Source organism: Paenibacillus sp. FSL R7-0048 (assembly GCF_038004505.1).
In the GTDB taxonomy this organism is placed as follows: Bacteria; Bacillota; Bacilli; order Paenibacillales; family Paenibacillaceae; genus Paenibacillus_AQ; species Paenibacillus_AQ odorifer.
On the sequence record NZ_JBBORF010000001.1, the window covers coordinates 1,383,028 to 1,403,931 of the forward strand.

At 46.9% G+C, this 20,904-nt stretch carries 19 protein-coding genes and 1 riboswitch; of the genes, 16 read left to right on the plus strand and 3 right to left on the minus strand.

Annotation, left to right across the window (positions count from 1 at the left end; genetic code table 11):
* Window positions 1-152: 152 nt before the first annotated feature.
* The 3 genes from NSQ91_RS06010 to NSQ91_RS06020 all read left to right on the plus strand — a co-directional run bounded on the left by NSQ91_RS06010 (window position 153) and on the right by NSQ91_RS06020 (window position 3,325).
* Window positions 153-1,484, plus strand: coding sequence for an ABC transporter substrate-binding protein (locus tag NSQ91_RS06010; protein ID WP_340916900.1), 1,332 nt, complete (start codon window positions 153-155; stop codon window positions 1,482-1,484).
* A gap of 107 nt (window positions 1,485-1,591) precedes the next feature.
* Window positions 1,592-2,467: a carbohydrate ABC transporter permease gene (locus NSQ91_RS06015; RefSeq protein ID WP_038569153.1), complete on the plus strand. Its 876-nt coding sequence runs from the start codon at window positions 1,592-1,594 to the stop codon at window positions 2,465-2,467.
* A gap of 30 nt (window positions 2,468-2,497) precedes the next feature.
* A complete protein-coding gene (locus NSQ91_RS06020) occupies window positions 2,498-3,325 on the plus strand; it encodes a carbohydrate ABC transporter permease (RefSeq protein WP_036681776.1) in 828 nt (275 codons plus the stop codon).
* Window positions 3,326-3,415: 90 nt separating this feature from the next.
* Here NSQ91_RS06020 and NSQ91_RS06025 read toward each other — a convergent pair whose 3' ends face one another.
* A complete protein-coding gene (locus tag NSQ91_RS06025) occupies window positions 3,416-4,417 on the minus strand; it encodes a lipoate--protein ligase (RefSeq protein WP_076128152.1) in 1,002 nt (333 codons plus the stop codon).
* 227 nt (window positions 4,418-4,644) lie between these two features.
* Here NSQ91_RS06025 and NSQ91_RS06030 point away from each other — a divergent pair, with 227 nt between their 5' ends.
* The 4 genes from NSQ91_RS06030 to NSQ91_RS06045 all read left to right on the plus strand — a co-directional run bounded on the left by NSQ91_RS06030 (window position 4,645) and on the right by NSQ91_RS06045 (window position 8,298).
* On the plus strand, window positions 4,645-5,733 hold the full coding sequence (locus NSQ91_RS06030; protein ID WP_340916904.1) for a pyridoxal phosphate-dependent aminotransferase: 1,089 nt from the start codon (window positions 4,645-4,647) through the stop codon (window positions 5,731-5,733).
* 129 nt (window positions 5,734-5,862) lie between these two features.
* Window positions 5,863-6,600 carry an adenosylcobinamide amidohydrolase gene (locus tag NSQ91_RS06035; RefSeq protein WP_340916907.1) on the plus strand — a complete coding sequence of 246 codons (738 nt, stop codon included), beginning with the start codon at window positions 5,863-5,865 and terminating at the stop codon, window positions 6,598-6,600.
* Between the two features lie 49 nt (window positions 6,601-6,649).
* Window positions 6,650-7,609: an adenosylcobinamide-phosphate synthase CbiB gene (cbiB, locus tag NSQ91_RS06040; RefSeq protein WP_076280084.1), complete on the plus strand. Its 960-nt coding sequence runs from the start codon at window positions 6,650-6,652 to the stop codon at window positions 7,607-7,609.
* Window positions 7,610-7,617: 8 nt separating this feature from the next.
* Complete coding sequence (locus NSQ91_RS06045) at window positions 7,618-8,298, plus strand: histidine phosphatase family protein (protein ID WP_340395133.1); 681 nt, start codon at window positions 7,618-7,620, stop codon at window positions 8,296-8,298.
* A gap of 105 nt (window positions 8,299-8,403) precedes the next feature.
* Here the strand turns inward: NSQ91_RS06045 and catA are convergent, their stop codons facing one another.
* The gene (gene catA / locus NSQ91_RS06050) at window positions 8,404-9,063 is read right to left on the minus strand and encodes a type A chloramphenicol O-acetyltransferase (protein WP_340916916.1); all 660 of its coding nucleotides are present in this window, start codon (window positions 9,061-9,063) and stop codon (window positions 8,404-8,406) included.
* A gap of 142 nt (window positions 9,064-9,205) precedes the next feature.
* Between catA and NSQ91_RS06055 the strand changes: the two genes are divergently transcribed.
* The 8 genes from NSQ91_RS06055 to NSQ91_RS06090 all read left to right on the plus strand — a co-directional run bounded on the left by NSQ91_RS06055 (window position 9,206) and on the right by NSQ91_RS06090 (window position 16,606).
* Entirely contained in the window at window positions 9,206-9,754 is a 549-nt protein-coding gene (locus NSQ91_RS06055; RefSeq protein ID WP_076128141.1) for an AAA family ATPase, read from the plus strand.
* A gap of 112 nt (window positions 9,755-9,866) precedes the next feature.
* Window positions 9,867-11,318, plus strand: coding sequence for a MocR-like pyridoxine biosynthesis transcription factor PdxR (pdxR, locus tag NSQ91_RS06060; protein ID WP_340916921.1), 1,452 nt, complete (start codon window positions 9,867-9,869; stop codon window positions 11,316-11,318).
* A 13-nt stretch (window positions 11,319-11,331) separates the two neighbouring features.
* On the plus strand, window positions 11,332-12,264 hold the full coding sequence (locus NSQ91_RS06065) for a D-alanine--D-alanine ligase (RefSeq protein ID WP_340916922.1): 933 nt from the start codon (window positions 11,332-11,334) through the stop codon (window positions 12,262-12,264).
* Window positions 12,257-13,420 carry an aminotransferase class I/II-fold pyridoxal phosphate-dependent enzyme gene (locus NSQ91_RS06070; protein WP_076304518.1) on the plus strand — a complete coding sequence of 388 codons (1,164 nt, stop codon included), beginning with the start codon at window positions 12,257-12,259 and terminating at the stop codon, window positions 13,418-13,420. Before NSQ91_RS06065 ends, NSQ91_RS06070 begins: the two co-directional genes overlap by 8 nt.
* A gap of 95 nt (window positions 13,421-13,515) precedes the next feature.
* Window positions 13,516-14,577, plus strand: a complete 1,062-nt coding sequence (cobT, locus tag NSQ91_RS06075; protein ID WP_076104822.1) for a nicotinate-nucleotide--dimethylbenzimidazole phosphoribosyltransferase — start codon at window positions 13,516-13,518, stop codon at window positions 14,575-14,577.
* Window positions 14,574-15,122, plus strand: a complete 549-nt coding sequence (gene cobU, locus NSQ91_RS06080) for a bifunctional adenosylcobinamide kinase/adenosylcobinamide-phosphate guanylyltransferase (RefSeq protein ID WP_076137512.1) — start codon at window positions 14,574-14,576, stop codon at window positions 15,120-15,122. The genes cobT and cobU overlap by 4 nt, the downstream gene beginning before the upstream one ends.
* Window positions 15,119-15,934, plus strand: coding sequence for an adenosylcobinamide-GDP ribazoletransferase (gene cobS / locus NSQ91_RS06085; RefSeq protein WP_076128130.1), 816 nt, complete (start codon window positions 15,119-15,121; stop codon window positions 15,932-15,934). The genes cobU and cobS overlap by 4 nt, the downstream gene beginning before the upstream one ends.
* A gap of 345 nt (window positions 15,935-16,279) precedes the next feature.
* Window positions 16,280-16,606: a YnfA family protein gene (locus tag NSQ91_RS06090; RefSeq protein ID WP_076128128.1), complete on the plus strand. Its 327-nt coding sequence runs from the start codon at window positions 16,280-16,282 to the stop codon at window positions 16,604-16,606.
* A 1,264-nt stretch (window positions 16,607-17,870) separates the two neighbouring features.
* On the opposite strand, the gene NSQ91_RS06095 is transcribed toward NSQ91_RS06090, so the two are convergent.
* On the minus strand, window positions 17,871-19,559 hold the full coding sequence (locus NSQ91_RS06095) for a methyl-accepting chemotaxis protein (protein WP_340916930.1): 1,689 nt from the start codon (window positions 19,557-19,559) through the stop codon (window positions 17,871-17,873).
* A 366-nt stretch (window positions 19,560-19,925) separates the two neighbouring features.
* Window positions 19,926-19,971: riboswitch (PreQ1 riboswitch) on the plus strand.
* A 10-nt stretch (window positions 19,972-19,981) separates the two neighbouring features.
* Here NSQ91_RS06095 and NSQ91_RS06100 point away from each other — a divergent pair.
* On the plus strand, window positions 19,982-20,695 hold the full coding sequence (locus NSQ91_RS06100) for a queuosine precursor transporter (RefSeq protein WP_340916932.1): 714 nt from the start codon (window positions 19,982-19,984) through the stop codon (window positions 20,693-20,695).
* Window positions 20,696-20,904: the final 209 nt, after the last annotated feature.

A 20,904-nucleotide genomic window follows, 5' to 3' on the forward strand; every position in this document is an offset into this window, starting at 1 on the left:
TTCATTTTGTCCTGTTTATTACCGATTGTGCCCGATATGGCTCTTTTTGGGTCTTCAAGGCTCAAATATAATAGAAACAGGACGATGAAAACGCTAACAAATAGCGGATTCAACTAGCTCCACTAAATAGAGCATCAGAAAGGGGATTCATTATGAGCAACAAGCTATTCAGAACACTGGGGGTTGCAACCGTTTTATCCTTAGCTTTCTCACTTACAGCCTGTGGTGGTAACAATGCCGGAAACGGTGGTTCAACCTCTGAAGATTCCAATACGACCGCTGGGAACACCGATAAGAAAATTCAAATAAAAATTTATGCACAGCATTTTGACGAAGATACTTCAAAGCCATTTGATTATGCCGTAGAGGAATTAAAAAAGGAAATGCCGGAGGTGGAGATTGTACTGGATGAGGCTGTTCAAGACGGCTACCAGAAGCTGAAAACATATGCCGCGACTGGGAACATGCCGGATATTTATGAAACAGACTGGCCTACGCTGCAAACCTTCGCCAAATCTAAAAATGTCGAGCTGCTTGATGAATACCAAGCCACCAAAGATTTCAAAGCGAATCTAAACACAGGGAATGAGTCCCGTCTAATTGCCCCAGACGGTCATGTATACGCATTCCCATATACGGGAATCGAATTCCAAATGTTGTTTTACAACAAGGATATCTTTAAAGAGGTAGGCATCGAGATGCCGATCAAGACGATCGATCAGCTGGCTGAAGCGGCTAAGAAGCTTTCTACAGCAGGGTATACACCGCTCTCAATTTTCGCGAAGGAGAAATGGATCACTACTTCTTTTTATAGCGGACTTGTGACTCGTGAGGAGACGAAAGGGTTCGGCCCACTCGAAACGAAGGGAACGACAACATTGCCTTCGCCTTATGTAACAGCAGCAGAACAAATGAAGAAGCTGGAAGAAGCAGGCTTGTTCGACGTCAATGCTACGAATACCAATTATGATCAAGCTTCATCTTTGTTCTACCAAGGAAAAGCTGGCATGTTCGTCAACGGTCAGTGGGAAATCTACAGCAGTGCTGAGAAGCTTGGGGATAAAGTGGATTGGATGTACTGGCCAGCTAAGGACGAAGCGACTTATGAGAACAACAAAATGTACATTAACGGTGCAGGAGGTCCTGGTGGCTTTGCCGTTTCTCCTAGCAGCAAGAATCTTGAGACCGCAGTGAAAGTAGCTAGTTTTATCGCACAAAAATATAGCGAATACAAATATACACAGCTGGGTAGCCCGATCGTAGCGACTAAAGTGGATAAAGAAATGACCGGTGAAGTGCCTGCCATGATGAAAAGAATCGCTGAAGAAGTGCTGCCAAACGTAAAGGGTTACGCCAATGCGGTAAGTAGTGTTCAAATTAAAAATGCACTGGACGACAATACACAAAATATGTTGATCGAAGGATTCTCGGCTAAGCAGTTCACGGATAACATGAACCGAGTGCTGAACAAAGAAAATAAATAATTAGAGAAATAAAATAAATAAAAATTGGTCCATGCCCTGCAGCTCACCCGGATCGAGCCCTTATATCGGGTGAGCAGCTTGGTAAGGAAGGAGTGGAATCTTACCGCATGCATAAATACTTAGGTAATAAGAAAGCCATAATGCTGTTTCTGCTTCCCGCTCTGTTGATTTATAGCGTAGTGATTATCTATCCGGTGCTTCAATCCTTTTATCGTAGCTTTTTCGAGTGGGACGGGCTCAGTACGGCTACTTTTAACGGATTGTCCAACTATGTAGAGATGTTTGATGATCCATTGCTTTTGACATCCCTTCGTAACGGCCTTATTTTTGCACTGGTGCTCGCTGTATTTCAGATCGGATTGGGAACCATTCTTGCGCTTGCCTGTGCCGATCCGCGAATCAAAGGGCGTAAGTTATTGAAAACAGCTTATTTTATCCCCGTAGTTCTGTCGGTTACGGTTGTTTGTCAGCTATGGATTGCCATCTACGATCCGAATAACGGATTGATCAATAGGCTTTTTGAAATTTTGCATATTCCTTATCAACAAAACTGGCTCACTTCTCCAACCACATCCATAATTGCGATTGCCTTTGTTAATGCCTGGCAGTTCATGGGTTACCAGTTCAGTCTTTTATATGCGGGGGTTAAATCTGTCCCTGAGCAGTACATGGAAGCTGCCACGATTGACGGTTGCTCCAAGTGGATGGCGCATCGTAAGGTGACGATTCCAATGATGAAGGAGACGTTCAAATTCTGTCTGATCATTGCCATTACTTCAGGAATCGGTGCTTTTGTACAAATGTTGATTATGACTAACGGCGGACCGGGAACGAGCAATTATACGCTTACCTTTATGATTTATCGTTATGCTTTCTTGGAAAGCAACTACGGCTATGCCTGTGCGGTATCGGTTGTGCTTGTCCTTCTGTCGCTTCTGGCCACCATTATTATCAACAAGACATTTGACCGAAATGAAGCATAAGGCAGTACGCCGGAAAGGAAAAGGAACGTTATGAAAAAAGTGAGAGCATTGCTCATACAGCTTCCCTTATGGATTTATTTTATCATTTCCATCTATCCGCTATTATGGATGATTTCTTATTCTCTGAAAAATAACGATGAGATTTTTGTCACCAACCCTTTCGGATTTCCGACTAATTTCCGGATTGAAAACTATGTGGCCGCTTGGTCACAGTTCAATATACCGCGATATTTTACGAATAGCTTGGTAGTCTCTACGATTTCAACGCTACTTATTATCATATTATCGCTGATGTTCTCATTCGCAATTTCCCGGCTGCGGTGGAGATTCCGTGAAGGGGTCAGATTGTATATGACGATCGGAATGTTCATGCCGCTGCAGGTAATTATGATTCCACTTGCTATACTCGTGCGGGACTTACATCTGACTAATACCTACGGTGGGCTGATTGTTCCTTATGTCGCCATTGGATTGCCGTTCTCTTGTCTGGTATTCTACGGCTTTATGAAGGGTATTCCTGGGGAGCTGGAGGAATCCGCTTGTATGGACGGCGCGAATGTATACCGGATGTTTCTGCAGATTATTGTGCCGGTTGTAACACCAGCTGTCGCAACAGTAGCCATTTTTCAATTTCTGAACAACTGGAATGAATTTTTGCTGGCTTATATTCTGATCTCTGATGAGGGGATGAAAACACTGCCGCTGGGTCTATTGTTCTTCCAAGGCCAATACAGCACAGACTGGGGTGGCATGGGGGCGGTTATGACGATGGCGAGTCTGCCAATGGTTATTGTCTATTTGTTCTTTAGTGAGCAGGTAGAACGGGCTATGACAGTTGGATCTGCTGTAAAAGGATAAAGCGAAGAGTATTAATTCATGCAAAAGAGGACTTCTGGCGAATGCGCAGGAGTCCTCTTTTTGATTCAAATCATGACCAGTGAATTCATCCTATTCCTCTAGGAAGACCAATCCGATAAAATCCTCCGGCTCAATACGACCGAAATAATGCTTCAAATCGAGATCAGCTAATGCTTCTCTAACCTCAGCCTCGTCATAACGTTTGCCACGAAGTGCATTTTCAACATCTACTACGTCACCGACTCCGAAGAAGTCACCATAGATTTTGATGTCTTTAATGAGGGAATCTTCAATATCCATCCGAATATCAATAATTCCGGCAGGGAATTTGCGCGTGTGCTTAACGTTGCTTTTTGGTGACAGACCGTAGTTCCAGTCCCAGTTCTGGTAGTGCTCCTTGGAGATCTCATTAATTTTGTCCCAGTCGGCTTGTTGCAGCTTGTACTGAGGAACCTCCGAAGGATCCATACCAAAGATCGAACGCAGCAGGCCGGCGCGGAACTCCTCGATCGTCATATCTGTACCCAGCAGCTCTTTGATATTCGCTACACGACTGCGTACGGATTTGGTGCTCTTTGATTTAAACTTCTCTGGATTCACTTTTAGAGAGGCTTGTACATCATCTAAATTAAGATTGAACATCAAGGTACCATGGCTGAACATACGTCCGCGTGTGGAGAACTGAGCGTTACCGGAAATCTTTTGCTCACCAACTTGCAGGTCATTCCGTCCGCTTAGCTCGGCGTTAACACCCATGCTTTGCAGGTAATCGATGACCGGTTGGGTAAATTTCAAAAAGTTATGAAAGGATTGGCCGTCATCCTTGGTAATAAAGCTGAAGTTCAAATTTCCAAGATCGTGATAAACAGCTCCACCGCCGGATAGACGACGTACGACCTGAATATTATTATCTTTTACATACTCTTGGTTAATTTCTTCGATAGTATTCTGGTGTTTCCCTATGATGATGGATGGGCTGTTGATATAAAAAAGCAGGTAACTCTCGTCCATCGGCAAGTGCTTCAGCGCATATTCCTCAATCGCCAAATTGATGGATGCGTCAGTAATCCCTGTGTTATCAATAAAAAGCATAGTGAATTCCTCCGTCGCAGCAAAATTGATTACAACCTTCATTTTAAACCAAAAGCGGTTTTTTAACAAAAGAGATCACATTGTTGAGATTCATGTCGGTTTGAGGGAAGCGGGGGATTTAGCTGATTCCTTCTGCGAAAGCATTGACGTTCTTCCGGCAAAGAGGCAATAATGGTGGCAATGACATACATATCGTGCTAGAGAAAGTAGATAGAGGGAGTGTAATTATGCTTGAAAAATATGGGCATGGCGGTGATTTGTTGACGGCAGCGGAGCTCTATGGAGAAGCTGGGGGCACATTTCTCGACTATAGTGCCAACATCAATCCGCTCGGTCCCCCACCGCAAGTTTTGGAGCTGCTCAGAACAGCACTGTCAACGGTGGTGGCATATCCGGACCCTGGACACCGATGCTTTAAACGCCTACTGGCGGAAAATCTTGGCGTAGATAATAGCTGGTTAACCGTGGGCAACGGAGCAGCGGAATCTATGGCTTTGCTGCTGCTGGCGATAGCTCCGCAAAAGGTTGGCATCGTGGAGCCTTGTTTCTCTGAGTATCGGCAACTTTCCATACAATTTGGCGCTGAAGTATTATCGGTTCAGGGGACAAGGGGACAGCATTTCCGCGCTGGAGTGGAGGAGATTGCCGGGCTGCTGGAACAGGTGGAACTGTTATTTCTCGGACAGCCGAATAATCCCAATGGCGTTCAGTATGCTGTGGAGGAACTGCGCTTGTTAGCGCAGAAGGCTGAAAGCTGCGGGACTTATTTAGCTGTGGATGAAGCTTTTATTGACTTTATCCCGGAGTCAGAGCGAAATACACTCCTGCCGGAGCTGGAGCGGTTTCCGCATACGGTTCTGGTGCGGTCGATGACGAAGTTTTATGCGATTCCCGGCTTGCGTCTCGGGTTTGCGATTTCACATCCGGAGCTGGCGAAGGCGATGAGCGGAAAGCAGGTCACCTGGAGTGTGAACGGCTTGGCGCTGCTCGCAGGGGAAGCCTGCCTTACAAGTGGACGTGACTATGAACAGCGTACGCGTGAGCTTATTGCAGCAGAACGCGAAAAACTGCGGCAGGGTCTTATGCAGCTGGGCTGCGATGTCCCACCGGGAGAAGCCAACTTTCTGCTCTGTGGCTTGCCATCACCGTGGAGCGCGGCTGAGTTTCAGACTAGGCTTGGCCGCGTAGGTATACTAGTGCGCAGCTGCGCTATGTATGCAGGGTTAGGAGCTGAGCATATTCGAGTTGCCGTTAAGGGACATGAGGATAATGCCCGCCTTTTGCTGCAGATGGCGGAGATTCTAGCGACTAAGTGACAGGTGGATGTAGTCTTTAATGACTCTATGTGCGGAGCGAGCTGACAGTGCGATTGGCGGGACATCCTTTCGCGGATGGTTGTAAGTATTTAATGAAAGAAATGAGCGGTGAAAGGAGCGGGATCGGCTATGATGGAAGTGAAGATTCCATTTAATCTTACAGGGGGAATCAGGGAGTATCGTCCGGCCGTCTGGCCAGGGCTTGCTCTGCAATGGAAGGATAAGCATCTTCTGCTGGAGCTGCCAGCAGAAGCCGATGGTTTATCGAGCGCGTTCTACGGCGGAGGAATGAATCGGCTGCAGCGGGCCGTCAATTTATATGTAGATCGCAATTACGAATGTAGTGATCCTGTCCAGGATATGGAGAATAAGCTGCACGATTGGGGTTATCCTTTATCCGGCTGTGCTGGTCTGATGACGGCTGTGCCGCTAGAGCATGCAGCGGTAGCTGAAGAGGACACGGGTTCAGCGGGGATTTTTGTTTGCGTTACAGCCGCCGCAGGAAATGCTGCGCGCGCAGGTGTGGAACGCAATGTGCTGGCTGTGTATCGGCCGGGTACGATTAACATCATGCTCTGCATTGATGGCCGCCTGACACCGGCGGCCATGGTCAATGCTGTGCAGACAGCTGTCGAAGCCAAAGCTGCTGCGCTGGCAGATCTCGGGATTACCGATCCCGAGAATGGCCTGATCGCAACCGGCACGACTACGGATGCTATTGTACTCGCTGTGAGCCAAAGCGGGCGATACAGCGCCGAGCATGTATATGCCGGAACAGCAACCGATCTTGGAGGCGCTATCGGCCGGCTTGTATATAGCGCTGTGACGGGCAGCCTGCTGTCGGTGCAGGCAAGGAAGGATAGCTAATGAGAATGGATAGCTGGAGAAGTAGAAGCTTGTTCAGAGGTGATTGCTTGTGACAATCGCTTTGGTGTTGCTTGCAGCTTATGTGATTGACCGGATCGTAGGTGATCCGCGTAACCTGCCTCATCCCGTAATTGGTATGGGCAAAGCAATCACGGCTCTGGAGCGGGCGATCCGTCGTTTATGGTCCCGCCCGCAAAGCCTGCGCAGAGCAGGGGTGTTACTTCCGCTATGTGTGGCGGGCGGTGCTTGGGCACTGACAGCCATCCTGCTATGGCTGCTGTCATCTATCTCACCGTGGCTCGTCTGGATAGCCGAGGTTTGGTTGATTTCAACCACGATTGCCTCCAAGGGACTAAAGGATGCAGGAATGGCGGTGTACGTGGAATTGCAGAAGGGCGATATCCCTGCTGCCCGCAAGGCGTTGGGGATGATCGTGGGACGTGATACGACTTCGCTAGACGCCCCGGAAATTGTCCGTGGAACGGTGGAGACCGTAGCAGAAAACATCGTCGATGCGATTATTTCTCCACTTTTCTACACGCTGATTGGCGGTGCACCGCTTGCTATGGCTTATCGGGCGGTCAATACACTCGATTCAATGGTTGGTTATAAGAACGATAAATACCGTGATCTCGGCTGGGCATCTGCCCGGCTCGATGATGTGGCTAACTTTATCCCGGCACGAATTACGGCATTGCTTTTGGCTCTATGTGCAGGGATGCTTCGTCTGGATTGGCGCAGATGCCTGCAAATGGTGAAGCGGGATGCACATCTACATCCAAGCCCTAACAGCGGTTATCCAGAATCAGCTGTGGCTGGCGCACTCGGCATCCGACTCGGAGGCGAAAATATGTATCATGGCGTCGCTTCTTTTCGGGCTTATATGGGTGATCCGGTACGTACGATGGAACCGGATGATATCATCCAGACCTCGCGGATGATGATGCTCTGCTCTTCAATATTTGTAGGTCTATGCGCGGTTGTGGCATGGATATGGATTGGAGGCTGAGCGTCGGTATGGCAATTCCCTCTATAGAGCTTGAGCTAGTGCTTATCCGACACGGGCAGACGAAATGGAATGTTGAGCATCGTTACCTGGGATATACGGATCTTCCATTGCTTCCTGAAGCAAGTGAGCGGCTATCCCAACCTCAGCAGCAGATCTGCATGCAGACTGAGTTATCAGGTGGTTTTTGGCGTGTGTTCTGTTCCGATTTGCTAAGGTGTCGGGAGACCTTGGCTTTCGTAGCACCTTCACTAGAGCAGGACGCTGTTTATGATCAGCGGCTTCGTGAAATGAACTTCGGAGCTTGGGAAGGCTGCACTTATGAGCAACTGAAAGATAACTCTCTATATAGACGTTGGATTGATGATCCTTCAAAGGTTACACCGCCAGAAGGAGAATCGTGGACAGCATTCGATGCTCGGTTGCGTAGTTTCCTGTTGGACCTAGGTCAAGCTGCTGTGGCTGCATTTGGATGCTGTGCTATCAAGGAGAAAAAAAGTGAGGTTACATCGAATAGAGTATTGGTAGTGACGCATGGGGGTGTTATCAGGAATTTACTTGCACAGTTAGTTCCTGGTCTCACATTCTACAGTGCAGTGGCTCCTTCTCCAGGGAATGTAATGGTACTAAAAATACTCTGGCAGCATGGACAATGGTCAGCTGATAAAGCTCATATTTTGGAAAAAGGATGATTACATGAAAAAAGGTTTCCACGTCATTAGGAAAACCTAATAGGTGGAACCCTTTATGTTTGAACTATCGTTTGCTGTCAGCAGAATAACATGGTTAATTAGATATTAGGTAATAGGTAACCATTCCTTATAGGTATCTGCACGTGATTGTAATTCATTATACAGCATGCTGGCATGGTAACCGTCGCACACGGCATGGTGGAATAGCCCCGAGATGGGTAATAGTATTTTTTTGTCTTGCTGAAAATATTTCCCTATCGTAAAGATGGGAAGTAGGTAGGTTCCTTCGTTATACACGTTCAGGTTAAAGCTTGTGAAGCTGACCCACGGAATGCTGGAAATAGGGAAGGTGTTCGGCGGTTCGTTTGCTTTAGCGATAAATTGTTTCACGCTTCCGTACATTTTCATATCATCGAGATAACGGTTATAGAAATCATTAAACTGTTCACCGTACGAAGTCCAGATGCTTGAGAAAGTCTTATCATCATCATGGAAAATTGTAAAACTAGGGGACAAGCTATCCCAATAACCTAATCTACCTTCAGAATCAAAACATGTGCGGAATTCACTATGACGGTTCACCACCGTAGTTATCATGTGGATTAGTGCTGGGTACAGCTTAATTCCCTTATGCTTAAGCTCTGACAGTAGAAGGGTGATATCAATATTTACAGTCATGCTGTAGGTGCATCTGACATTGTTTAAATAATGTTCAAAATAGGGTTTTCTACTCCAGTTATCAATGACAATCGGGTTAAAAATCATTTATTATGACCTCCTAAAATTATTTCATTTTTCATTTTAGGAGGTCTGCTGGACTGATTTCACCATATCTTTATCACAATCCCTTGAGAAAGTATTTTGTAACGATGAGTATACCATCAATTGGAAGGGAGATGCATTTATAATGCTGAGCGAAAAGTTGGTTATTGAAAAATTGCTTCAGCAAAAGCGTACGAGTGTTGCTTCCAGCGTAGTGATGATGTGCGGTGTAGCGGGGTCGGGTAAAACAACCTTTGCTAAAAAGCTGGAGAAAGAGGGATTCGCCAGACTTTCGATAGATGAAGATATTTGGGCCACGCACGGCCGTTTCGGGGTGGATTATCCAGAGGACAATTATGAGTCCTATAAGGAAGAGTCGGAGATAAAGCTGCGGGGGGAGCTGGTGAATCTGCTTCAGGCAAAACATCATGTTGTCATCGATTTCAGCTTCTGGCAACGTCAGAGACGGAACGATTACAAGCAGCTCATTGAGAGTTATGGTGGCGTGTGGGAACTGATTCACTTAAAGGTTCAGCCGGATGAATTGCGTCAGAGACTGCTTATCCGGAGTGAACGTTTTGACGCCAATGCCGCATTTCCGATTACGGAGGACATATTAACCCGGTTTTTAAATGGTTTTGAGATCCCTGCTGGAGAAGGGGAGCTTGTGATTGAGCATAGATCTGTAACTTGATTTTTTGGGCATTTGTCCTCTTATAGAACCACAGCCGGATTAAAATCCCATGGCTGTGGTTCTTTTTTTAAGCGAGTGATTGTGCCATGATAGTCATGGGGGCGATTGAGAGATGTTTAAGGATTTTAAGCTCATAGCCGGACGGCCGGTGTATATACAAATTAAAGACTATATGAAGCACTTAATCATAAAAGGCGGTCTGCAAGGCAATCAAAAGCTGCCCTCCACACGAGAGCTCAGCATATTGCTTAAGGTTAGCCGCAACTCCGTAATCTCTGCTTATGCAGGGCTTGAGGATGATGGCTTTGCTTATGCCGTGCAAGGGCAAGGAAGTTATGTTGCTGCTACGCCGCCTGGCAGTGAAACGATCTCTTCCTGGACGATGGACTGGAAGTCACGTCTCAATGATCACGCGGTGCTGGCAGAGGAACTGGATATCATGAAGCGCGGGATTCGAGCGGAGAAGGGGACGATCTCCTTCACCAGCATAGCGCCTGATGAGAGTCTTTTTGATCTGGATAATGTGAAGCGGTCCTTTATGGATCGGATGTCGGTAGAAGGCAACGTTCTGCTAAATTACGGCTATGCCAAAGGGTATAAGCCTTTAATAGACTATTTGAAGCAGTATATGGAGCACAAGGGCGTTGAAATGAAAGGCAAGGATATATTGATCACCAATGGCTTTACTGAGGGGTTCGATATTGTATTGTCTGCTCTGAGTAAAAAAAATGGTTCGGTCATTTGTGAGAATCCGACGCATCATACAGCGATCAAAAATTTGAAGCTGAACGGTTATGAGATCACCGGGATTTCGATGGAGCGTGATGGGATTGATTTGGCGGAGCTGGAGAAAGCATTGCAACAGCAAGCTTTTGACTGTGCATACTTCGTCCCTTCTTATCATAATCCGACCGGAATTGTAATGTCTCCAGAGAAAAGACAGCGGCTAATGAAGCTGATGAATCGCTACCAAGTCCCGGTGATTGAGGATGGTTTTAACGAGGAATTACGATATTCGGGCTCACATGTGGCTCCACTTATCGCAGCAGCAGGCAGCGGCAACAGCGTGATTTATCTCGGCAGCTTCTCCAAGGTATTATTTCCGGGACTACGTGTAGGTTGGGTGCTGGCGGATCAGGAGTTGATCAATTCTCTCGAAAGCGTCAAGCGCGCCCGTACCATTCATACCTCGACGCTGGATCAATCCATTTTGTATCAGTATTTATTGGGTGGTCATTTAGAAAAGTATTTGAAAAAAGCCAGAGCGGAATACAAACGAAAGTATGAATTAACCCTGCAATGCTGCAAGGATTGTATTCCTTATACGGCGCTGTCAGGGGACGGTGGCCTGCATCTTTTTGTAACCTTCGCGGAGGGCTTTAATACAAGGACGCTGTTGGCGGCCTGTCATGAGCAAGGGGTTATTTTTACAGCAGGAGATATATTCTTCACAGACGGTAAGGGTCAAAATACGATACGGATCGGTTTCTCCAGAGTGACGGATGAGGATATCCGCAAGGGGATCGAGATTATTGGCAGAACAGCTCGACAACTAATGGGATAAAGAGGTGCTTGAGATGAAGGTAGGCGTAATTATGGGCGGGGTATCCTCAGAGTATGAGGTATCCATGAATAGCGGTAGAGAAATATTGAAGAATCTAGACCCCAATAAATATGAAATTATTCCAATTGTGATCACCAAGCGTGAGGAGCTTATTGAGCAGGCAAAAGGGATCGATATCGCACTGCTTGCACTTCATGGAGCTTACGGCGAGGATGGTACGGTTCAGGGAACGCTGGAGACGATGGGGATTCCGTATACGGGCAGCGGGGTTTTGTCTAGCAGCATTTGCATGGATAAAGATCTCTCCAAAAAGCTTATGCGCTGCGCAGGCGTCAATACAGCAGATTGGCTATGCTGGGACAGCATGAAGGATTATTCGGCTGAAGCGGTGGAACGGCTCGGATATCCTGTTATGGTGAAGCCATGTTCAGGCGGCTCGAGTATCGGAATGGAAAAAGTGAGCAGCAGCGAGGAGCTGTTGTGCGCAGTGCAGAAGGCTTTTACCTGTGATCAGTCGATTTTGATTGAAAGCTACATTCAAAGCCAAGAAATCACCTGTTCTATTCTAAACGGAGAGCTGCTGCCTATTCTGGGAATAACCTCAGCAAATGCCGAGTGGTTCGATTACAGTGCTAAGTATGAAGAAGGCGGAGCAGATGAACGGGTCATTGAACTGCCTACTGAGGTGCATGAGCGGGTACGCGAGGCTGCCTTGAGCTGTTACAAAGCACTAAAATGTAGCGTGTATGCACGGGTTGATATGCTGCTTAAAGAGGGGATTCCTTATGTGCTGGAGGTGAATACGTTACCAGGCATGACGAAAGCCAGTCTTTTACCCAAAAGCGCGCAAGCGGCAGGTTACACCTTCAGCGGACTGCTGGACGAAATCATCTCCCTTTCCCTAATGGAAAAGAGTGCAAAAGAAGAGGTGTACAGCCATGCATAATGAATGGATTGCTCCACGTGTGCGGGAGATTGCACCCTCGGGGATTCGGGCTTTTTTTGATCTAAGTGCGGGGAATCAGGATATTATATCGCTGGGTGTAGGGGAACCGGATTTCGTTACACCGGAGCATGTAAGAGCTGCCTGTATTCGTGCCTTGAATAATGGGGAAACGATGTATACGCCAAATTCCGGTTTACTGGAGCTTAGACAGGAGATCGCTTCTTATCTGCACACAAGTTTCAAGCTTCGCTATGAGCCAAACGATGAGATTATGGTTACGGTGGGAAGCAGCGAGGCTGTGGATTTGGCATTACGAGCTTTCATTACACCTGGGGATGAGATTATCGTCCCTTCTCCGAGCTATATCGCATATTCGCCGATTACCCATTTGAACGGGGGGGTTACGGTGGAGGTAGAATCATCGGCCGAGCAGGGGTTTAAGCTTACTGCTGAAGCGTTACGGAAGGTGATTACTCCGCGTTCCAAGCTTCTTATGGTGAATTTTCCGACTAATCCTACAGGTGCAGTAATGACTTATGAAGATTGGCTGCCTATTGCACAGATTGTAAAAGAGAATAACCTACTGGTCATTTCAGATGAAATTTATGCCGAGCTTACGTATGACAGTCAGCATGTCAGCATCGCCTCTCTTCCCGGGATGCTGGAAAGGACGATTGTGATTAGCGGCTTCTCCAAAGCTTTTGCAATGACTGGCTGGAGAGTGGGTTATGCTTGTGGCGATCGAGAATTAATTGCTGCGATGCTAAAAATCCATCAATACACTGCGATGTGTGCCCCAGTGCTCGGTCAAATTGCTGCGATTGAATCATTGCGCAATGGAATGCAGCATAAGGAACACATGAAGCAATGCTTCGATGAGCGGAGAAAGCTGCTGGTTAGTGGATTTCGATCCATAGGACTACCTTGCCATGAACCTGCGGGTGCATTTTATGCCTTTCCTTCCATCGCTCACACCGGAATGAAATCAGAAGACTTCGCTTTGCAGCTGCTCAGGGAGGTCGGTGTCGCTGCGGTTCCGGGTCATGTGTTTGGAGCAGGCGGAGAGGGTTATATCCGCTGCTCCTATGCCGCTTCCTTACAAAAATTGACGGAGGCGCTGGAGAGAATCGATGATTTTATGAAAGTGAAGTTGTAATTCTAGAAGTCCCCCTCTATCATAGATGGGGGCTTTTCTGCGAATATGAGATAGAATAGGTTATACGGATACATTTAATAGGAGGTCGTAATTATATGCTTTCAGATATTCAAGACGTAATTAAACAAATCATTCCGGCTGATGATCAGTCCATCCTCAAGGCGGAGCATCGGCTGAACATTTTGACCAAACCTCCGGGCAGTTTGGGACAATTAGAACCTCTGGCCGTTAAGCTCGCTGGAATTTCGGGTACGGAGCAGCCTAGTTTCACCAAACGAACAGTTGTTGTGATGGCTGCTGATCATGGGGTGTGCTGCGAAGGGGTTAGCGCATTTCCACAGGAAGTCACGCTACAGATGGCCCATAACTTTCTCAGCGGTGGAGCGGCTGTGAATGTATTGGCACGTCAAGCGGGGGCAGAGGTACAGTTTGTTGATGTCGGCATAAACGGCGATCTTAGTCATGTCGATCTGATTGATCGTAAAGTGCGCCGGGGAACGGATAATATGGCTGTGGGACCTGCGATGAGTCGTGAGGATGCCATGAATGCTCTTCTTGTTGGGATAAGAGTTGCGCAGGAAGCGGTTAAGAACGGCACGGAGATTTTTATAACAGGCGAAATGGGCATTGGGAATACTACGGCTAGTGCTGCCATTCTATGTGCTCTCAAAGGAATAGCCCCTGAAGTAGCTGTGGGACGAGGAACGGGAATTGATGATGAACGTTTACTACATAAAATTGCAGTGGTGGAACGCGCCTTAAAGGTAAATCAGCCGAATTCAGCAGATCCGTTGGATGTATTATCTAAAGTTGGCGGACTAGAAATCGCTGGCTTGGCAGGACTGATTCTTGGTGCCGCTGCTAATCGGACACCTATCATTTTGGATGGTTTTATTTCGGGGGCGGCAGCGCTTGTGGCAAAAGCTCTTGCACCTGAATCCATCGCTTATATGATAGCGTCTCATGTATCAGGAGAACGGGGACACAAGTTAATGCTGGAGCAGCTTGGGCTTGAACCGCTGCTTAACCTCGGTCTGCGATTGGGTGAGGGAACAGGGGGAGTATTATGCCTTCATTTAATCGAGGCGATCTGCCGCATTTTGAGCGAAATGGCAACCTTTGAAAGTGCAGGCATCTCTGGAGCTGGTCAACGATGAGCATTCTTGTAACGGGAGGCGCACGTAGCGGGAAAAGTGGTTTTGCAGAAAAACTGATACAGTCACTGGCAGATCAGGCCTTCTATGTAGCAACCGGACAGGCCTTTGACGACGAAATGAAAGAACGGATTGCTCTGCATCAGCATCAACGAATGGAAAGTGGTTACGCTTGGGAGACACTTGAGGAACCGTATGATTTACCAGATCTGCTAAAGCGATTATCGGGTGAAAAAGCGGTGCTCGTAGATTGTTTGACCTTATGGTTATCCAATGCATTATTGGCCGTGGAAGGTTTTGAAAATAGACAAGAGCTTGTTGAGAGTGAAATAACAAGACTTGAAGACAGTGTGCGTTCTTTTCAAGGGACGCTTATTCTGGTCACTAATGAGGTTGGCGACGGGATTGTACCAGAGTATGCGCTTGGCCGATTGTATCGTGATCTGGCGGGACGAATGAACGCCCTGATCGCTCGGCAATGCGAACAGGTCTTTCTAGTAACTGTTGGAATTCCAATTGAGCTGAAGAGCAGGGAGTATCGTTTATGAGGGAGCGTAGGGATGCAGCTGTAGCTGCCTTTCAGTTCTTATCCCGATTTCCTGTAAAAGGTGATCCGGGATTCTCTCCTGAACTGCTGCGCCGGAGTGTAATCTTCTATCCCATGGTAGGCGCAGCAATTGGGCTGTGTGTAGCTGCTGGAGCAGCCCTGACGGGATTGCTTTTACCTGCTTGGCCAGCAGCTGTGCTCACTCTGATTCTGTGGGTAGGCCTCACTGGCGGGTTGCATCTTGATGGCTGGATGGACAGCGCGGATGGTCTGCTCAGCTATCGGCCACGGGAGCGGGCCCTGGAGATTATGAAGGACAGCCGTGTGGGTGCGATGGGCGTACTCGCCTGCGTGCTGCTCCTGCTGTTTAAAGCATCTTTGTTGGCAGCTCTAATCGAAGGCTTCGCCTACTACGAGCTGCCGCTGCTCTTGGTACCAGCGGTCTGGAGCCGCTGGTATATGGTGCGGGCAATGGTGCGTTATCCCATTGCCCGTGGAGACGAGGGGCTGGCCGCGAACTTCGCCGGCCTAGCTTCCTCGCATGAGCGGCGCGCGCTGGCAGTCGCCGCGCTGCTCTCGCTGGCCGCCGCCGCTGCGCCACTGGCGCTCGGCGCTGGCTTAGCCGCGTGGCCGCTGCATCTGGCGGCAGCTCTGCTGCTGCCGGTCGCGGCCTTGGCCTGCGGCACCGCGGCTGCGCGGCGGATCAGCAGCCGGCTCGGCGGGCTCACCGGCGACGTGTACGGCGCGCTGAACGAGCTGCTGGAGGTTGTACTGCTGCTAGTGTTATTGCTGCTCCAGCACAATTTAATGTGAGCTCCACGGATAAACCTTGAGTAATTTGGTGTAGGTGGTACTACGGATGAACCTTGAGAAATTTGCTGTAGGTAGCTCCATAGGTGGATTTTAAGTAATTTGCTGTAGGTAGCTCCGCAGATGAACATTGAGTAGTTTGCTGTAAGTAGCTCCACGGGTGAACATTAGTAGTTTGCTGTAGGTAGCTCTAAGGGTGGATCTTGAGTAATTGAGTAATTTGCTGTAGGTAGCTCCATGGGAGAACCTTGAGTGGTTTGTTGTAGGAGTTCTACGGGTGAACCTTGAGTACAATTTGTTGTGAGCAACCTTTGCGTTTTTATGAGATAGATAGGGAAGAGGGATGACATGTTATTTGCCATTCTGCTGTTTATAATTGCTGGGCTTGCTGAGATCGGTGGCGGATATTTAGTATGGTTATGGTTGAGAGAATCACGGCCACTTTGGTACGGTTTAGTGGGGTCTTTGATTCTGATAGCGTATGGGATTATCCCTACGTTGCAGAAATTCCCTTCCTTCGGAAGAGTGTATGCGGCTTACGGCGGGGTGTTTATCGTACTTGCGGTCTTATGGGGATGGCTTGTAGACAAGAAGACACCAGACGTATACGACTGGGTCGGAGCTGTTATTTGTGTGATCGGTGTATCGGTTATCCTCTGGGCACCGCGGCACTAGGTTGAGTGAGGTTTGCTTAGCCATAAAAGCGGAATGAAAGCTGAGTAACCTAGTTTTTACTGAGTGAGTAACTTGGCTCCGGACTCAGGAGACCTTATTTGTGATAAAAGGGTTAATTTGGAGCGTTTTCGGACACCAGAGACGCTATTTGAACAAAATAGGCTGAGTCTGGGTTGATTATGAGGCAATAGCGTCTCTCGAGTCCGAAAAAGCCTCCAAATGGCAGTTTTTCGAGTAATAGCGGCATCTGAGTCCGCAAGCCAGTAGCAAATGGCGTGCTGAGTCTAAGTGAGAGCTTCGCGCAAGCTAGCGCATGTAGCCGAGTCTATTGCTGTAGGTAGCATCGACGGATGAACTTTGAGTAATTTGCAGTAGGTAGCATCCACGGATGAACTTTGAGTAATTTGCAGTAGGTAGCGCCACGGATGAACTTTGAGTAATTTGCTGTAGGTAGCATCGACGGATGAACTTTGAGTAATTTGCAGTAAGTAGCATCCACGTAGGAACTTTGAGTAGTTTGCTGTAGGTAGCATCGACGGATGAACTTTGAGTAATTTGCAGTAGGTAGCATTGACGGAGGAACTTTGAGTAATTTGCTGTAGGTAGCATCGACGGAGGAACTTTGAGTAATTTGCAGTAAGTAGCATCGACGGATGAACTTTGAGTAATTTGCTGTAGGTAACATCGACGGAGGAACTTTGAGTAATTTGCTGTAGGTAACATCGACGGATGAACTTTGAGTAATTTGCTGTAGGTAACTTGGCTCCGGACTCAGGAGATCTTATTTGCGATAAAAGGGTTAATTTGGAGCGTTTTCGGACACCAGAGGCGCTATTTGAGCGAAATAGGCTGAGTCTGGGTTGATTATGAGGCAATAGCGTCTCTCGAGTCCGAAAAAGTCTCCAAATGGCAGTTTTTCGAGTAATAGCGGCATCTGAGTCCGCAAGCCAGCAGCAAATGACGCGCCGAGTCTAAGCGAGAGTATCGCGCAAGCCAGCAGCAAATGACGCGCCGAGTCTAAGCGAGATTATCGCGCAAGCCAGTAGCAAATGACGCGCCGAGTCTAAGCGAGAGTATCGCGCAAGCCAGCGGCAAATGGCGTGCCGAGTCTAAACGAGAGTATCGCGCAAGCTAGCGCATGTAGCCAAGTCTAATCGAGGTTCCGCGCAAGCCTAGCGTATGCCCCCAAGTCTAAGCGAGCCATCGCAAACTAAAAACCCCCGTTCAACACTTTCGTGTGAACGGGGGTTTTAATTTACAAGCGTTAAATCTTAAATTGCTGCACAGCTTCTTGGAGTTTCTTGGCTTGCTCATACAGATGTTTAACGGTTTCTGCATGGCCTTCCAGTTCGACGCGCTGCCGCTCTGAGTTAGCAGCGAGTGTGTCCGCACTTTCTTGCGATCTTGATGTAATTTGTGCAGTTTCTTCGACGGAAGCACTGACTTCTTCTGTACTTGCTGAGATTTGCTGTGTAGCCGCAGATACGGATTGGATGCTGTGATTGATGCTTTGGATAAGAATCAGGAGGTGATTAAAGGCATCACCTGCTTCTGCTACTTTGCCGACTCCAGAGGCAACCTCAGAATTCACGTGGTTCATCTCGGTAACGGAGCGACTCATATCTTCTTGAAGCCCAAGTAGGAAGTCACGGATCTGTTCGTTTGCGTTACGGGATTGTTCAGACAGCTTGCGTACTTCTCCCGCAACAACAGCAAAGCCGCGTCCATGCTCTCCTGCGCGTGCAGCTTCAATTGAAGCATTCAGCGACAGCATTTGGATCTGTTTCGTAATTTCAGTAATGCTGTGAACGACTTCTCCGATCATTACTGAACGCTCATTCATGATTTGTAATTGATCCAGCGACTGTAGGGAAGCACGTTCAACCTGGCGCATTTGCAGCACAGCGCTTTGAGCAATTTCATTACCGCCACTTGCTTCAGCGGAAGCCTCACTGATTTGCTCCGTGACTTCATTCGCTGCTGAGGCAATACTTTGAATGCCTAAATTGATTTCTTCCATTGCTCTCGAGTTATCTGATGCACTGCTAGCGATAGTCGTACTACCTTTGCCGATTTCTACTACCGATGAGCTGGAGTGTTCCGCCATATCATTGAGAACCTCAACACGTTCTTTTAAAGAGTTGGAATCCGCAACGACAGTATTAGAGGTTACCAGTACATGTCCAATCATTTCTTTCAGGCGTTGGGTCATCGCTTGGAAGCCTACGGACAACTGTGCAACTTCGTCATTTCCTTTAACTGATAATTCTTCGGTGAAATCTCCCTCTGCGAGCCGGGCACTATAAGCTGCCAGTTTTGAGATTGGACGTGTTATACGCACACTCATGAACCATGCACCAGTTAGGCCGATGATCAACGTCAGAAGTGTGATTCCGGCACTTGTCCATAGAATACTGTCTGTTTTTTCTTGAATGAAGCTTACGTCACTGCTTACACCGATAACCATCGTACTTCCGGGAATACCGATATAAGCTGTTTTATGTATACCATGTGCGTCGCTATATGTATCGCTTAGTCCAGTTTTTCCTTTAGAGGCTTGTTGCATTGCAGAGGATACGGTGACACTTTCTGCCCGTTGCAATTTTGCATCGTGATCTGCGGATAGAATCTCAGCTTCTTTCCCCTTCAGATTGACCAGAAAAATGGTTTCCACTCCATGCTGTTTCCTCTTTTCCTGAAAATAGAACTCGAGATTGGTGGCAGACTGATCGTTCTTATTTAGGGTTTGCTGGGCGTGCATTACGTTGAGATTCTTATATACGTCCTGAGCAGCGGCAGTAAGGATTTTGTTAATCTGCGGCATAACATAGCTGTTGAAGATACTGATAGAGATAAAATAGAAGCTGGTGCTTAACAAAAGAGACGTGAGCAACAGAACAACAAATAATAAACGCGTAAATTTGCGACTGATCGAATGCTTGATACGAAACATATCGTTCTCTCCTTTTTTTATGGACGGTGAGGTCATTTCTTTTTTAGTCTTCACTAGATACTCCATGCCAACTGCTGGAAATTGGCGACCCGAGATATATTCCATAGTTATGTCATATTTCTACTAAATGGATCGGGAATAAGGTGTTTGATACTATTCTATAGAATTAACCTCTGGATGAATAGTGAAAGTTTTGTCCTATAGAGCATTTTTTTCTGAAAAAAATGAATTATTGCTGACTATTTTAGATAATTGGCGAAAAAAAAGAAATGGAACTACCAATTTCATATAAAAATATTATTTTTATGGATTGTTAAGCGCTATTGTGATAGAATATTAATGTTTTGTTCCGAAAATTTAATATTGTAAGCCGCGGTTCGTAACCATCCCGCGTAAACAAAACTAGGAGGAATTTCAGTAATATGTTTAATTTGCTGTGGGGAGTTTTATTTGTTATTGTCAATTTTGCTTTTTTTCTACTCTGTTACCGCTTGTTCGGGAAAAGTGGAATGTACGCCTGGGTAGGTATTGCTACTGTAATTGCTAACATTCAGGTAGCTAAGACGATTGCTATGCCATTTGATATTGTGATGACACTCGGAAATACGATGTATGTCACTTTATATATGACCAGCGATTTACTTAATGAGAAGTACGGAAGAGCGGAAGCACGTAAAGCGGTCTGGTTTGGTTTCTTCACCTTGCTTATGACTACAGTCATTATGCAGATGGTACTAGTATTTAAGCCGCAGGAGACCGATATCGCTCAGTCTTCTTTGGAGACGATTTTTGGGCTGATGCCTCGACTAGCTTTGGGTAGTCTTACTGCTTACTTCATTAGTCAGTTCCTAGATGTTCGGTTGTACTCTTGGATTCGGAAATATTACAGCACCTCAAGTCAGCTGTGGATTCGTTCCAACGGTAGTACGATGATTAGCTCCTTTGTGGATACACTTATTTTCTGTACCATTGCGTTTGCGGGCTTGTATGACTGGAATGTATGGCTTGAAATTTTGCTTACGACTTATCTAGCGAAGTTCTTACTAACCGCAGTAAGCACACCTATCTTATATATCGCCCGAACCTTTATTTTTGCTGAAGAGGGTTCACCATCATCCGTTCAAAAGAAGGACTAAACAACAATACAGCCAGCGCGTACCGATCATAATCGATGCGTGCTGGCTGTTTTTTCGTTGTAAGATGGACTTAATAGTTACATGAAAGATGTGTACATAAAAATAATATAAAGCTAAAATAAGCTATCGTAGCAATTCTAGCGGGTTAGTTTAACAGGAGCGCCGGCGATGGCGCTTATCACATATCCTTTAGTTTGGGCTGGACTTGC

Bases quoted from the DNA above. Each gene is read 5' to 3' on its own strand.
- NSQ91_RS06070 (WP_076304518.1), top strand. From the start codon at position 12,257: ATGCATAATGAATGGATTGCTCCACGTGTGCGGGAGATTGCACCCTCG.
- NSQ91_RS06095 (WP_340916930.1), bottom strand. From the start codon at position 19,559: ATGTTTCGTATCAAGCATTCGATCAGTCGCAAATTTACGCGTTTATTA.
- NSQ91_RS06045 (WP_340395133.1), top strand. From the start codon at position 7,618: ATGGCAATTCCCTCTATAGAGCTTGAGCTAGTGCTTATCCGACACGGG.
- NSQ91_RS06065 (WP_340916922.1), top strand. From the start codon at position 11,332: ATGAAGGTAGGCGTAATTATGGGCGGGGTATCCTCAGAGTATGAGGTA.
- catA (WP_340916916.1), bottom strand. From the start codon at position 9,063: ATGATTTTTAACCCGATTGTCATTGATAACTGGAGTAGAAAACCCTAT.
- NSQ91_RS06030 (WP_340916904.1), top strand. From the start codon at position 4,645: ATGCTTGAAAAATATGGGCATGGCGGTGATTTGTTGACGGCAGCGGAG.
- cobT (WP_076104822.1), top strand. From the start codon at position 13,516: ATGCTTTCAGATATTCAAGACGTAATTAAACAAATCATTCCGGCTGAT.
- NSQ91_RS06055 (WP_076128141.1), top strand. From the start codon at position 9,206: ATGCTGAGCGAAAAGTTGGTTATTGAAAAATTGCTTCAGCAAAAGCGT.
- NSQ91_RS06100 (WP_340916932.1), top strand. From the start codon at position 19,982: ATGTTTAATTTGCTGTGGGGAGTTTTATTTGTTATTGTCAATTTTGCT.
- NSQ91_RS06020 (WP_036681776.1), top strand. From the start codon at position 2,498: ATGAAAAAAGTGAGAGCATTGCTCATACAGCTTCCCTTATGGATTTAT.
- NSQ91_RS06090 (WP_076128128.1), top strand. From the start codon at position 16,280: ATGTTATTTGCCATTCTGCTGTTTATAATTGCTGGGCTTGCTGAGATC.
- cobS (WP_076128130.1), top strand. From the start codon at position 15,119: ATGAGGGAGCGTAGGGATGCAGCTGTAGCTGCCTTTCAGTTCTTATCC.
- NSQ91_RS06025 (WP_076128152.1), bottom strand. From the start codon at position 4,417: ATGCTTTTTATTGATAACACAGGGATTACTGACGCATCCATCAATTTG.
- cobU (WP_076137512.1), top strand. From the start codon at position 14,574: ATGAGCATTCTTGTAACGGGAGGCGCACGTAGCGGGAAAAGTGGTTTT.
- pdxR (WP_340916921.1), top strand. From the start codon at position 9,867: ATGTTTAAGGATTTTAAGCTCATAGCCGGACGGCCGGTGTATATACAA.
- NSQ91_RS06010 (WP_340916900.1), top strand. From the start codon at position 153: ATGAGCAACAAGCTATTCAGAACACTGGGGGTTGCAACCGTTTTATCC.
- NSQ91_RS06015 (WP_038569153.1), top strand. From the start codon at position 1,592: ATGCATAAATACTTAGGTAATAAGAAAGCCATAATGCTGTTTCTGCTT.
- NSQ91_RS06035 (WP_340916907.1), top strand. From the start codon at position 5,863: ATGATGGAAGTGAAGATTCCATTTAATCTTACAGGGGGAATCAGGGAG.